Origin of the sequence: Acinetobacter sp. 1000160 (assembly GCF_000588715.1) — a bacterium.
Taxonomy (GTDB): domain Bacteria; phylum Pseudomonadota; class Gammaproteobacteria; order Pseudomonadales; family Moraxellaceae; genus Acinetobacter; species Acinetobacter courvalinii.
The window spans coordinates 241716-255944 of record NZ_JFWP02000004.1 but is presented as its reverse complement, the minus strand read 5'-3'; the positions used below and the strand labels follow the sequence as shown (position 1 = coordinate 255944).

The following is a 14229-nucleotide window of genomic DNA, read 5'->3' as shown; positions in this document are numbered from 1 at the left end:
CCGTATGACTATGCCAAAATTTGCATCAGGAGAATTGCATAAAATTGCTGTTTTATTTGAGATAGGCAATATAACCGCCGGGCGTAATACCAAAGGTCTGACGGAAATGCCGGCTAAAATGGCTCTGATCCGAGAAACCACATTGTTGTGAGACTTCGGATAAATTCAGCCCCTGTCTTAACAATCTTTGCGATTTCTGCAACCGTGCCTGTACCAGCCATGCATGCGGTGACAACCCGACATGTTTTTTAAATTGTCTCAAGAAATGCCACTGACTCAGATTGGCCATTTCTGCCAGCTCAGCCAAGGAAAATTCTTGCTCAGGCATCGTTGCCATCAGTTCTTTTATATTAAGGATTCGCTGTTTGGCATTGCTCAAATCGGTCACATGCGGCTTGACCTGACTGTATTTGGACACCAGCCATGCAATCGTCGACAAGAATAAGGTCTGTTTTAACAAGCTATTGTTCGGTTGTTCCAGTAAATCAAACAATAAACGGAATTGCTGGGCCAAGCCTTCATCATGCAATACCGCTTCTCTAAACCAAGGTGCAGTACCGTGTACCGTCGTCAGATCGCGGGTGAGTTCATTAAATACTTCAGGTGTTGGATAGATTGCGCGATAACGCCAGCCAGTGTCTACCGCCGAAGATCCGGTATGCACTTCATCGGCATTGACCAGAATAATATCGCCCTGTGGCGCCACATGATTGCCACCGGTTCGATAAAAGCGCTGTGCGCCCTCTTCGATCACGCCAATACAAAATCCTTCATGAACATGTCGTGAAAACTCCTGCTGATAGTAACTTGCTTTCAGCATTTCCAGACCACCCAGTTCTTCCAGATGGAGGTAATCAACTTGTTCACGAGGTCTACGCGACATCACGACCTCCTTTGAATTTTTTGCATCATGTCAGGTTAGCGCGATTGCATGAAATTTATAGAATAAAATTGCTGTTTATAGCGGCTATTCTACGCCCATGACAGCAGTAGGTCAGGGTTTATTCTGCTTTTCAACAAATAAACGTCTTATCCAGTATATGCAATCGATTGATCATGGCATCAATAAAAAAGCGCCTGAGAACAGGCGCTTTTTTAGATGAAGCATCAACGATCTAGAAACTCGACCTGTCCGGTCTTCACATCATAAATTGCACCGACTATTGCAATTTCGCCTCGATCCAGCAGGTCTTTCAATACCGGACTATGCGCCGTAATGTATTGAATATTGTAATGCACATTCATTGCCGTGACCTGATTGATAAAAGCCCGACTTAAATCGCGCGGTTGCATAATGTCATAGACACTATCAACTGAATGCATCAACGGCCCCAGTACATACTGGATATGAGGCATCTCTTGCACATCAGAAACCCGTTTCTGCTGTAAACGTAACTGGCAGGCACTGGTAACAGCACCACAATCGGTATGACCCAAAACCAGAATCACCTTGGAGCCTTTGGCCTGACAGGCAAACTCAAGCGAACCCAGTACTTTTTGTCCCGCAATATTTCCTGCAATCCTTAAACTGAATAAATCGCCAATCCCGACATCAAAGATCATCTCAGTTGGTGCACGCGAATCCATACAGCCCAGTACCGCTGCAATCGGGTGCTGTCCTTCATCCGCAGTGACCCGGATCTGGCGATAAACATCCCGTTGCAGGCGTTCATTTTTGACAAAACGCTCATTACCCTCTTTGAGTAAGGTGATGACCTGTTGCGGGCTTAATTTACGTTGCAGTTCCCGGGTACTGATATAAATATCCAGCGCTGCCTCATCGACATCCTGATAATGTTGCTTAAATCCGATCAGCTTTAGGTCGATCTGACGCTTACTGGCAGTTTCATTCTGATAGTCCTGAATCACTTGATAAATATCGGGATCAATCGAATCACACTGGGTTGCATCAATAATCAGCTGCTGGTATTTATGTACATGCTCCAAGGCTGAAATCAATGCAGAACGGTTCAGAAAGGTCACTTGTGAAGGCAGTTCAATCCGGGTCACAATGCCATGCAAATGCTTCTCTTTATAGACCCGTACCCCTTTATTAAAATTACCATACAGAATGAAGCCGCTACTGGTCAGCAAACCGATCACGATGCCCGTCAACAAATCTGTCAGTAAAATTGCAACCAGCGTAATAATAAACGGTAAGAACTGCTTCCAGCCTTTTTGATATAACTGTTTGAATAATTTGGGATGCGTGAGTTTAAAACCCGTTACAATCAAAATAGCAGCCAGCGCAGACAATGGAATCATGTTCATCAATGGCACGAAGAACAAAATTGCCAGCAACAGAAGTATCCCATGAAAAATAGTGGAACATTTGCTACGTGCACCTGTATTGGCATTGACTGAACTACGCACAATCACCGATGTCACGGGCATACCACCAATTAAACCCGATACGATATTGCCTGCTCCTTGTGCCCATAGTTCACGATTGGGTGGAGACGATCTTTTTTGTGAATCCAGTTTATCGGCAGCTTCCAGATTGAGTAAGGTTTCCAGGGAGGCTACGATGGCCAAAGTGACTGCTCCAGTGTAGATCAACGGCTCCGCCAGATATGCAAAGTCAGGAAAAACCAGCACCTCCTGAGGCGCCTCCAAGATATTGGGTAACTGAATCAGGTTATCGCTTTGTACTGCCCACGGCGAACCGATACTGATTAAAATAAAATTGAGTCCCGCAGCCAGTACAACTGCGATCAGGGCCGAGGGTAAGGCCAACTTTTTAAGCGGACTGCTATCCCAGGCCAGAATCAGAAACAAACTGAGCAGGCCAATTAAGGCCGCACCCAGATCAAAATGCTGAACCAAGGCACTCGGTGTACTGGTCCACAACATGTCCCAAGAGAAGCTGGATAAACCGAATAAGTAAGGTAATTGGGTTACGATCAAAATTGCGCCAATAGCCGCCAGTAATCCCAGAATCACATTATTGGGAATAAAATTCGCAAAGAAGCCCAATTTAAACAGCCCAAATAAAATCTGTAAAATCCCGGCAAAAACAATACACAATAAAAAAGCGGCATAATTGCCGCCTAATTGATCCAGTTGCACAAGAATGACTGCAGTCAGTCCTGCCGCCGGACCCGAAACGCTAATGTGAGAGCCACTCAGCAGCCCGACAATAATACCGCCAACAATTCCGGCAATAATGCCTGAAATAATCGGTGCTCCGGAGGCTAACGCAATCCCTAAACACAAGGGTAAGGCCACGAGAAAAACAACAACTCCGGAGAGGAGGTCATTTAAATGGAATCTATTTTTCAGTGCTAAACTTGTCATGAAGTAACCATTTATAATAAAAAAATAATTAATTTTTACTGCCTGAAAGCGTTTTCCCTACTTCGAGGCTTGAATGATATTGTCCGACAAAGTGCAAGGTTTAAAGTTTGGTTACGTTATAACGTTGTATATTTATTTATCGATTTCAGCCTATTTTTGTTGATCTTAAGATTCGCCTCATCTTGTATGTCCGCAGAGGTCAGATCTGCCATAATTCGGCTCACAAATAAATAACAGCAATAAAAAACCTCCCGAAGGAGGTTTTTTAGGAATTATCAATTTATTTAGAACCTTTAATCCCGGCTTGTAATAACAAGGCACCTAAACCACCAATTTTTTGCTCTTGTGGTTTTTCAGTTTTTGGCTTGTTCTGTTGCGGACGCTTAAAGTCACCTTCTTTACGTGGAGGACGTTGGCCTTGTGGTTTACGCTCTGCACGTTCGGTACGGTCTTGTGCTGCACGTTGTGGACGTGAAGCCTTCGCTGGCGCAGAACCTTCTGCACGCATACTCAAGTTGACACGATTACGTTCCACATCAACCTGCATGACACGGACCTGTACGATTTGGCCCGGTTTCACCACTTTATGCGGATCAGAGACAAATTCATTCGCCAACTCAGAAATGTGTACTAAACCATCCTGGTGTACACCCACATCGACAAAGGCACCAAAGTTGGTCACATTGGTCACCACACCTTCAAGCTGCATGCCTTCGGTCAGTTGCGCAACTTCAGTAATGTCTTCACGGAACTTGGCTGTACGGAACTCTGGACGTGGATCACGGCCCGGTTTTTCCAATTCAGCTAAAACGTCCTGAATAGTCGGTAAACCAAATTTGTCATCAACAAACTCATCTGCCTTCACTTGGCGAATGATTTCAGTGTTGCCAATAATGTCTTTCACCGTCGTTGCTTTTGCTGCAACAATCTTTTCTACCAAGCCATAACTTTCCGGGTGAACCGCAGAAGCATCCAATGGCTCTGAACCGTTTTGAACACGTAAGAAACCTGCTGACTGTTCAAAGGTACGCTCGCCTAAACGTGGTACTTTTTTCAAGGCCTGACGGTTATCAAAGCGACCATTTTCTTTACGGTATTCCACGATTTGCTGTGCAATCGACTTATTCAAACCTGCGATATAAGCCAGAATTGCAGGAGAAGCCGTATTCACATCTACACCAACGGCATTCACACAGTCTTCAACCACAGCATCCAGTGTTTTTGCCAAACCGGTCTGGTTCACGTCATGCTGATATTGTCCCACACCAATTGATTTCGGATCAATTTTAACCAGTTCAGCCAATGGATCTTGTAGGCGGCGTGCAATTGACACGGCGCCACGAATCGACACATCAAGCTCAGGAAGTTCTTGTGACGCCAATTCACTTGCAGAATAAACCGATGCGCCTGCTTCACTCACGGTGATACGTGTCAATTTCAAATCTGCATTGGCTGCCATCATTTCGGCAACCAGAGCTTCAGTTTCACGGCTTGCCGTACCGTTACCAATCGCAATAAGTTCCACGTGGAACTCTCGGCATAAACGTGCAAGCTCTGCCAGCGAACCTTCTTTATCTTCTTTTGGTGCAAATGGGTAAATGGTGCTATGCGCCAGTACATCCCCTGCATCACTCACGACAGCAAGTTTCACGCCCGTACGGATACCAGGATCTACACCTAACGTGGTACGGCTACCTGCAGGTGCCGAAAGCAATAAATGACGCAAGTTTTCAGCAAACACATCCATCGCTTCAGCTTCAGCAGCTAAACGCTTATCTGTTAATAATGAATGTTCGATTTGCGGACGAACTTTACCCAGCCAGAATAATTTAGCAGTTTGCTTTAAATAGTCCTGACGGCTTTGTGGCTGAAGTTGCTCAAGATTATATTCTGTCTCGATACGTGCCAATGGAGCATCGTCTTCGCCATCTACTTTTAGACCCAGTACATTTTCCTGACGGCCACGTAACATTGCCAATAAACGGTGTGAAGGGACTTTATTGAGATTTTCCGAAAAGTCAAAATAATCACGGAATTTCTTGCCCACTTCTTTTTTCTCATCAGAAGCGACTGCACTTTTCAACACTGCAGTTTTAGCAAAAGTTTGTTTTAATTCAGTGGTTAAGGCGATATTTTGTGCCCAGTCATCAATCAGGATGTGCTGGATCGCATCGAGCTGGCTTTCAACATCAGGATAGTCTTCATGACTAAAACCAGCCAGTGCTTCTGCAGGATCAATTTGATCTGCAATAATTTTTTCAGCAATCGGACCTAAACCAGCTTCTTTGGCTTTAAATGATTTGCTGGTGCGTTTTGGACGATAAGGTGCATAAATTTCTTCTAATGCATTTTTCGTTTCAGCCGCATTGACGCGTGCCAATAAATCATCGCTTAATTTATCTTGTTCTTGTAAAGATTGAATCACCTTCTCACGACGCTCGTATAAATCACGTAAATAGGTTAAACGTGTATCGAGTTGACGTAATTGCGTATCGTCTAAGCCTTGCGTGACTTCTTTACGGTAACGTGCAATAAAAGGAACGCTAGCACCTTCATCAATTAAACGAATAGCAGCTTCTACTTGGTTTGGACGTACGGCAAGTTCATTTGCCAACTGCTGAACTAAGTCAGTCATCGTGATTGATTCCACAAGGGTTAATTCTAAAAGCACTGATTATAAAGTTCATGGCTATAAAATCCACCATTGTTTTTTTGAATATTGTGTTTTATTCCTGTATAAATTTTATTCACAGGCGATTAATTGCAGTATTGGCCCGCCCTTCGAGAACAATCTCTGGACTCAATCTTTTATGCAAATCGCCGCATATTTCTCAAATCAGCTGTTTTTTCTGCCTAAATATTGAAAAAATAGGTTGTTTGTCATAATTCTGCCTGTATATATTTGGTATCTATCTCTTGATTTTATTGGCAATATTTGTTGCTTTATAACATAGCCAAAACTGTGCAATGAATCGTATACTCAAAGGTCTATTGATATTTCACATTCGCATTGCATAAAGACGATGACAATAAACGATAAAGGAGCACAATCATGAGTTTAGTTGTACCTGCTGAATCGACGGAAACCGTACACCATGAGACAGACCGGGTCGAACGCATTTTAGTGGTCGATGACGATGTGCGCTTGCGTACGCTTTTACAACGCTTCCTCGAAGATAAGGGTTTCGTGGTAAAAACTGCTCATGATGCGACACAAATGGATCGTTTACTGCAACGTGAACTGTTCTCTTTAATCGTGCTCGACTTTATGCTCCCTGTCGAAGATGGTTTAAGTATTTGTCGTCGCCTACGCCAATCCAATATCGACACTCCGATTATCATGCTCACTGCACGCGGTAGCGATTCTGACCGTATTGCCGGTCTGGAAGCAGGCGCTGACGATTATCTGCCAAAACCGTTCAATCCAAATGAATTACTGGCCCGTATCCGTGCCGTGTTACGTCGCCAAGTGCGTGAAGTCCCAGGCGCCCCAAGCCAGCAAGTGGAAGTGGTCAGCTTTGGCCCATGGTCACTCGACCTTTCGACACGTACCTTGACCCGTGAAGGCCAAGTCGTGACCTTAACGACAGGCGAATTTGCGGTATTGAAAGCACTGGTCCAGCATCCTCGTGAGCCCTTAACCCGCGATAAATTGATGAATCTGGCGCGTGGCCGTGAATGGGGTGCAATGGAGCGCTCAATTGATGTGCAAGTTTCTCGCTTACGCCGTTTAATTGAAGACAACCCTGCCCGCGCACGTTACATCCAGACCGTCTGGGGTGTGGGCTATGTATTTGTTCCAGATGGTGCAGAGTAAGTTCGGGAAATTAAACTTTGAAACTTGAACCCATTGATCCACAAGAGTTTACCGAGTTCGCGGCTTATTCCGAAAGGCCCCGAACCAAATGGGAACGTTTTTTAGATAAAATCAAACCACGTTCCGCTGCCATGCGCACTACCATTCTGGTCTTGTTCATGGTTTTTTTCAGCTTGTTTATGTCCTTATGGTTCTTTTGGCGAACCCTTTATCTTCCCGAATTACAGCAACATGCCCGCTATCTCGCGATTGAACTGGAACTGGTCAACAATCCGGATATCCGGATTTTGCATCGTGATAGCGAAGTCGATGTCGATACCTGGTTGAAAAACCGGATCGGGATTGAATACGTCACCGATCCAAAAGAGTTTCCGCGGGTTGAAGATAAATTCCTGGCTGAACTCTTTACCAACCAGATTGAAGAGAAGCTGGCCAAAGAGCTCGGTGTTAAAGACGTCACGGTTTATTTTAAATTCAAGCCGATTCCGCGTATCTGGATTCAAACGCCTGAAATGAATGGCAACTGGGTCAGAGAACCACTCAAAACCTATACCAACTATAGTGTTGAGCTGATTGCTGGCTGGCTGTTTGGTGTTCCGATTGTATCGTCCATTATTATTTTAATTCTGGTGCGACAAATGAACCGGCCTTTGCGTCGGCTGCAAAATACTGCGAATAATTACAGTAAAACCGGTAAAGCCCCTTATCTCGACACCAATCACGGGCCACTGGAAATCCGTCAGGTCAATCAGGCCTTTAACCATATGGTGTATACGCTGGAACAGACCGAGCGTGATCGTCAGATCATGCTGGCAGGTATTTCCCATGATCTACGTACACCGCTGACCCGTATTCGCCTGACCGCGGAAATGCTGCCAGACGAGTTCTTCCGTGAAGGCCTGATTTACGACGTGGATGATATGGACGCGATTCTGAATCAGTTCATTTCCTATATGCGTGACGGTTCTGACGAAGAGCTCACAGAGACCAATCTGAATAGCCTGCTGCAAGAACTGGTGGTGCAGTTCAAGCCACTGGATATTCGTTTTGAAGCACAGGAACTTCCGATTATTGCTGCACGCAGCTTGTCGCTGAAACGTCTGATTGCCAATCTGATCAATAATGCCAAACGTTATGGTGCAGAACCGATTGAATTGTCCGCCAGCCATGTTGATGATCATATCCTGATTACCGTGGCAGATCATGGTGAAGGGATTCCGCCGGATCAGGTCGAAGAACTGATGCAACCGTTTGTCCGCGGTAATTCTGCCCGTACCATCCAAGGGAGCGGCCTTGGACTGGCCATTGTGAAACGTATTGTCGATATTCATCAGGGCCAGATCAGTATTCGCAATCGTGAACAGGGTGGACTGGAAGTGGTGATTTCCTTACCCATTCCAACAGTGGAAGCTAGCGAACCGGCCAACAATGCGATTGATAAAATCAAACAGACCCTGACAGGCCATTTCTAAAGCAAAATTCCTGAATCAATCGCCTGTCACCGGTTGATTTAGACTAAAGTCGCCTATTTAATCACCACACAATCGGCGACTTTCTACCCATTCAGTCACACTGATACATCCTGTTTTACTTCAGATATATTTATTTTTTTCTTCATAAATTCAAACAGCTAGATTACAGCTTTAAAATAGGCTGAAATACAAGTGAATAAAGCGTATGCAGCTGTATTAGACCTTAGCCTTATTTCAATCCACTTTTCATGTTTTAGCGCTAAAATCCATACCCAATGAAAAGCAAAATTGAGAATGGATGATGTCTTTAAGTCGTATTCGCCTTGCAGCTCTACACGACAAAGTGATGAGTGCAGAACAGGCTGCCAGCTTTATTAAAAATGATATGACGGTCGGAATGAGCGGTTTTACCCGTGCAGGTGAGGCAAAAGCTGTTCCTCAGGCACTGGTTGAACAAGCCAAGAAAAATCCGTTAAAAATCACGTTAATTACTGGTGCCAGCCTTGGCAATGACTTAGACAAGCAATTGACAGAAGCCGGTGTACTGGCTCGTCGTATGCCCTTCCAGGTTGACAATACCTTGCGCCGCGCGATTAACAACGGCGAAGTAATGTTTATTGACCAGCATTTGTCTGAAACCGTTGAACAGATGCGTAACCAGCAATTGAAACGTCCTGATGTTGCGGTGATTGAAGCGGTTGCGATTACCGAAGATGGTCATATCGTTCCAACCACTTCGGTCGGGAACTCGGCGAGCTTTGCCATTTTTGCAGAAAAAGTGATTGTTGAAATCAACACCTCACTCAGTGAAAACTTTGAAGGTCTGCACGATATTTATATCCCAACTTATCGCCCAACCCGTACCCCATTGCCATTAACAAAAGTGGATGACCGCATTGGTTCAACCGCGATTCCAATCGATCCAGCGAAAATCGTGGGGATCGTGTTCAATGACACCGCAGATTCACCATCAACCGTAACAGCACCAGATGCAGAAACCCAAGGCATTGCCAACCACCTGATCAAATTCTTTGAACAGGAAGTGGCTGCAGGTCGTTTAGCCAAGAACTTAGGTCCATTACAGGCAGGGATTGGTTCAATTGCTAATGCCGTTTTAACGGGTCTTAAAGATTCAAACTTTGAAGATCTGGTGATGTATTCAGAAGTACTGCAAGACTGTACCTTTGAATTGATTGATGCCGGCAAGATGAAATTCGCTTCAGGCAGTTCCATTACCTTGTCAGCGCAATGTGGCGAACGTGTTTTTGGCAATCTTGAGAAATACAAAGACAAGCTGGTGTTACGTCCACAGGAAATTTCCAACCATCCTGAAATCGTACGTCGCTTAGGCATTATCGGGATTAACACGGCGCTTGAGTTCGATATTTACGGCAACGTAAACTCAACCCACGTTTGCGGTACCAAGATGATGAACGGTATCGGCGGTTCAGGCGACTTTGCCCGTAATGCGCATCTTGCCATCTTCGTAACCAAATCCATTGCCAAAGGCGGTGATATTTCGTCGATCGTACCGATGGTCAGCCATGTCGATCACAACGAACACGATGTTGATATTCTGGTGACTGAAGTGGGTCTTGCTGATTTACGCGGCTTGGCACCACGTGAACGTGCCCGTGTCATTATCGACAACTGTGTACACCCGCTTTACCAAGGCGCGTTAAACGATTACTTTGACCGTGCTTGCGAACGTGGTGGTCACACCCCACATATTCTGCGTGAAGCATTGTCTTGGCATGCCAACTTTGAAGAAACAGGTCATATGTTAGCGCCTGTAGAGATTGCTAAATCTGCTTAAACTGCGCATTTGTTTCTAAAAAGCATGCTTCGGCATGCTTTTTTATTTTTCGGGCTTTTAAACGATTTGCCGCCCTACTCTCAGCAAGACTGGAAAGGTCACCCGCATCGGCTGCCGGATCAGCAGGATATCCTGTAAATCGGATAAAGCACTGATCTGCATTTGAACTTGATAATGTTGGACTGCAGACCAAGTATTGAGATAATCCCACAACTGCTGTCCTGTCCAGCATAATTCAATCTGAAACTGCGGCATCGGAATGTCTTGAAAAGGAAATGGGATCGTTTGATAAAGCTCATCAATATAGCGCCGCTCTGCATCCCAGAAGCCGTTTAAGGTCTGGTGGTAGAGCTGTTGCAGCCGGTCATTTAACAACGCATCCTCAAGCGTTAACAGGCCATAACCAATCACTGCAATCACGCCTTCTGGTTTGAGGGTTCGTTTCACTTGTGCGTAGAATTTTTCAAAGTCAAACCAGTGAATCGCCTGCGCAACGGTAATCAGGTCAAAATACTGATCGGGGAAACTGCATTGTTCCGCGGCTTGCTGTAAATAGCTGACATTACGCAAGGCTGGCGCCTGATCAAGCTGGTTCTGACTCAGGTCAGTTGCGATCACCTGTTGAAAATACGGCGCAATCAGGCGGGTTAATTGCCCTGAACCTGCGCCACAGTCCCATGCACGGTCGAAACCCTTGAGCTGCTGAATTAAGCTGTCTATAAGCGATTGTGGATAAGTCGGTCGTGCCTGTTGATAAAGTTCACTTTGCGCCGAAAACAGATCTTTCATGCAATGTTATTCTTCAATTCTTCTACTTGGTTTCAATATAACAAACTATTGGTGCAATAAAAAAAGCCCCAAACTTTCGTTTGAGGCTTTTTGAATATGGTGGCGAGACCCAGGATCGAACTGGGGACACACGGATTTTCAATCCGTTGCTCTACCTACTGAGCTATCACGCCAATGGGGTGTATTAAGCCGTATCTCGGCGCAATAGTCAATAATTATCATGAGCTTTTGATTTGATTGCCCATTTTTCACGCAATCAATTTTAAGGCAAAAAAAATCCCTGATGGGATCAGGGATTGAAAATACAAATTTATGGTGGCGAGACCCAGGATCGAACTGGGGACACACGGATTTTCAATCCGTTGCTCTACCTACTGAGCTATCACGCCAATGGGGTGTATTAAGCCGTATCTCGGCGCAATAGTCAATAATTATCATGAGCTTTTGATTTGATTGCCCATTTTTCACGCAATCAATTTTAAGGCAAAAAAAATCCCTGATGGGATCAGGGATTGAAAATACAAATTTATGGTGGCGAGACCCAGGATCGAACTGGGGACACACGGATTTTCAATCCGTTGCTCTACCTACTGAGCTATCACGCCAAAGTGGGCGTATTAAACAATGTTTGTCTAAGCCCGTCAAGCAAATTTGTGGATTTTTCGTTTAAGCGCTTAATTTTGCTGCAAAGTATGGTTTTAAGACCAGCTGTTTAGATTTTACCGAGATGCGACAGGCAACGATGGATCGCCCCGCAACCCGGTTCAAACTGTTGTACGCCCTGCGCTTCTTCCATGCGGCAGACCTCTTCAACCAGACGTTCTGCCACACCGCGGCCACGATTGGCGGGATGCACCACAATATATTCCAGAACACGGCTTTCACCTTGTCCTGTCGCCCAAATTGCACCTATAATTTTGGTGTTAAATTCAGCAGTGTAAACTGTGGTATATTGCTGTAGATTTTGTTCAAGTTGTTCCATTGCATCTTGCCCGTCGCCAAACTCTGGGCTGGTATCGTAAAGTCGCTCGAGCTGAGTACGAATTCCTGAATCTTCCAGAGAACTGTAAGCATGTACGGTAATAGGCATTGATTAACCCTCCTGAGCAAACTATGATGCTGTCACTTTTTCGTCACAGCGAAACTATTGGTTTTTAATTCAATCATTTTTGACGTTTTTTGAGGAACGTGTCCATGACGCAACGTATCAGTGAAGTGGTAAGAAATACCAACGAAACAAAAATTCGAGTTCGTCTCAATCTCGATGGTACTGGTCAAGGCACACTCAACACTGGAGTTCCATTTTTAGACCATATGATTGATCAAATCAAGCGTCATGGTCTATTTGATATCGATATTCATTGCGATGGCGATCTGGAAATCGATGACCATCATACCGTCGAAGACTGCGGCATCACATTAGGACAGGCCTTTGCGCAAGCCTTAGGTGATAAGAAAGGCTTACGTCGTTATGGTCATTTTTATTCACCTTTAGACGAAGCATTGTCTCGTGTAGTAGTAGATTTGTCTGGTCGGCCGGGTTTATTTATGGATATTCCATTTACCCGTGCCCGTATCGGAAGCTTTGATGTCGATTTATTCTCGGAATTTTTCCAGGGCTTTGTCAATCATGCACTGATGACGCTGCATATTGATAACCTGAAAGGCAAAAATAGCCACCATCAGATTGAAAGTGTATTTAAAGCGTTGGCACGTGCCTTACGTATGGCCTGTGAAGTTGATCCACGTGCTGAAAATACCATTGCGTCAACCAAAGGTAGCCTGTAATGACCCGTATTGCGTTACTTGATTATGGCATGGGCAACCTGCACTCTGCGGCAAAAGCATTAGAACATGTCGGTGCAACCGTGGATGTAACCAATGATCCGAAACTGATTGCCAAAGCAGACAAGATTGTGTTCCCCGGTGTGGGTGCCATGCGTGACTGCATGCAAGGCATGCGTGAAGCAGGGATTGATGAAGTGGTGCGTCAGGCGGTCTTTAACAAACCAGTTCTGGCAATTTGTGTGGGGATGCAAGCCCTGTTACAAAGCTCGGAAGAAAATGGTGGCGTCGAAGCACTGGGTATTTTTGAAGGCGCGGGAAAACACTTTCCGGCAATCCCGAATCTCAAAGTGCCACATATGGGCTGGAATCAGGTACATCAGCTTGATCCAGAGCATCCAATGTGGAATAACATTGAACAAGATGCCCGCTTCTACTTCGTACATAGCTATTATGTCGAGCCAAGCGATTCGGCAATTATTGCCGCGACCTGTGATTATGGCGTGAACTTCTGTACAGCCATTCATAAAGACAATTTGTTCGCAACACAGTTCCACCCAGAGAAAAGTCATACTGCCGGTTTACAGTTGCTGAAAAACTTTGTGGAATGGAAAATTTAACTGATCGGACATTAAAAAAATCGCCATATCATGTGGCGATTTTTATTGCCCATAAAAAATAATTCAAACGACGAATAATGATGTTACAGCCTGTTTCTAACAATTTATCAAATCCGCTTAATCCGCAGGGCCGTTTTAGCCGCTTATCTTATCTGGCCTGGCAAACTGTCATTTTCCTGTTGGCGATTCCGCTCAACATTTACCTTAGCTATGAAATGTTTCAGATCGGCCTAGATGAAGCCTATAGACGCACAGACTTTCTGGCTTTATTTTTATTTGTGACTCTGGCGCTGTTTGTAGTCTATAGCAGTATCATATTTGCCATACGGCGTCTGCACGACTGTAACCGTTCAGGTTGGTGGGCGCTGCTGCTGACCTTACCTTATCTGAATATATTGACGCTGTTGTATCTGCTGCTGGCCCGTGGGCAGCAGCAGCCCAATCGTTATGGGCCTCCGCATCCGACTGCCACTTGGGAGAAAATCATGGCCTATATCGGCTTAAGTTTAATGCTGATCTTCTCGGTGCTGATATTTCTGGTGATCAGCAAAAGCCCTGTACTGTTCCACTAATCGGGTTTCATGGTTTGCTTTCTCTCTTGACCGTCTAAAACCAGATCAAAATTTCTGCTAT

Annotated in this window: 11 protein-coding genes and 3 tRNA genes; 6 read left to right on the top strand and 8 right to left on the bottom strand. The window is 44.9% G+C overall.

The window, feature by feature from the left end:
* Positions 1 to 52: 52 nt before the first annotated feature.
* From J699_RS08620 to J699_RS08630, 3 genes are all read right to left on the bottom strand, one after another.
* Positions 53 to 883: an AraC family transcriptional regulator gene (locus J699_RS08620; RefSeq protein WP_005227724.1), complete on the bottom strand. Its 831-nt coding sequence runs from the start codon at positions 881 to 883 to the stop codon at positions 53 to 55.
* 224 nt (positions 884 to 1107) lie between these two features.
* On the bottom strand, positions 1108 to 3297 hold the full coding sequence (locus J699_RS08625) for a bifunctional SulP family inorganic anion transporter/carbonic anhydrase (RefSeq protein ID WP_032868525.1): 2190 nt from the start codon (positions 3295 to 3297) through the stop codon (positions 1108 to 1110).
* A 280-nt stretch (positions 3298 to 3577) separates the two neighbouring features.
* Positions 3578 to 5932, bottom strand: a complete 2355-nt coding sequence (locus tag J699_RS08630; protein ID WP_032868524.1) for a Tex family protein — start codon at positions 5930 to 5932, stop codon at positions 3578 to 3580.
* A gap of 417 nt (positions 5933 to 6349) precedes the next feature.
* On the opposite strand from J699_RS08630, the gene ompR reads away from it, so the two are divergent.
* The 3 genes from ompR (at position 6350) to J699_RS08645 (ending at position 10402) form a co-directional block, all read left to right on the top strand.
* Positions 6350 to 7114: a two-component system response regulator OmpR gene (gene ompR, locus J699_RS08635; protein ID WP_004657337.1), complete on the top strand. Its 765-nt coding sequence runs from the start codon at positions 6350 to 6352 to the stop codon at positions 7112 to 7114.
* Positions 7115 to 7131: 17 nt separating this feature from the next.
* Positions 7132 to 8586, top strand: coding sequence for an ATP-binding protein (locus J699_RS08640; protein ID WP_005282612.1), 1455 nt, complete (start codon positions 7132 to 7134; stop codon positions 8584 to 8586).
* A gap of 301 nt (positions 8587 to 8887) precedes the next feature.
* Positions 8888 to 10402, top strand: coding sequence for an acetyl-CoA hydrolase/transferase family protein (locus J699_RS08645; RefSeq protein WP_005227735.1), 1515 nt, complete (start codon positions 8888 to 8890; stop codon positions 10400 to 10402).
* A gap of 57 nt (positions 10403 to 10459) precedes the next feature.
* Here the strand turns inward: J699_RS08645 and J699_RS08650 are convergent, their stop codons facing one another.
* From J699_RS08650 to J699_RS08670, 5 genes are all read right to left on the bottom strand, one after another.
* On the bottom strand, positions 10460 to 11191 hold the full coding sequence (locus J699_RS08650) for a class I SAM-dependent methyltransferase (RefSeq protein ID WP_032868523.1): 732 nt from the start codon (positions 11189 to 11191) through the stop codon (positions 10460 to 10462).
* Between the two features lie 97 nt (positions 11192 to 11288).
* Positions 11289 to 11364 (bottom strand) — tRNA-Phe (locus tag J699_RS08655).
* A gap of 140 nt (positions 11365 to 11504) precedes the next feature.
* Positions 11505 to 11580 (bottom strand) — tRNA-Phe (locus J699_RS08660).
* A gap of 140 nt (positions 11581 to 11720) precedes the next feature.
* Positions 11721 to 11796 (bottom strand) — tRNA-Phe (locus tag J699_RS08665).
* A 107-nt stretch (positions 11797 to 11903) separates the two neighbouring features.
* Positions 11904 to 12281, bottom strand: a complete 378-nt coding sequence (locus J699_RS08670; RefSeq protein WP_004776129.1) for a GNAT family N-acetyltransferase — start codon at positions 12279 to 12281, stop codon at positions 11904 to 11906.
* Positions 12282 to 12385: 104 nt separating this feature from the next.
* Between J699_RS08670 and hisB the strand changes: the two genes are divergently transcribed.
* From hisB to J699_RS08685, 3 genes are all read left to right on the top strand, one after another.
* Complete coding sequence (gene hisB / locus J699_RS08675) at positions 12386 to 12979, top strand: imidazoleglycerol-phosphate dehydratase HisB (RefSeq protein WP_032868522.1); 594 nt, start codon at positions 12386 to 12388, stop codon at positions 12977 to 12979.
* Positions 12979 to 13596 (top strand): imidazole glycerol phosphate synthase subunit HisH, encoded by a 618-nt coding sequence (gene hisH / locus J699_RS08680; RefSeq protein ID WP_032868521.1) that lies wholly within the window; start codon positions 12979 to 12981, stop codon positions 13594 to 13596. Before hisB ends, hisH begins: the two co-directional genes overlap by 1 nt.
* A 77-nt stretch (positions 13597 to 13673) precedes the next feature.
* Positions 13674 to 14168, top strand: a complete 495-nt coding sequence (locus J699_RS08685) for a DUF805 domain-containing protein (protein ID WP_050441682.1) — start codon at positions 13674 to 13676, stop codon at positions 14166 to 14168.
* The last annotated feature ends 61 nt before the right edge of the window (positions 14169 to 14229 follow it).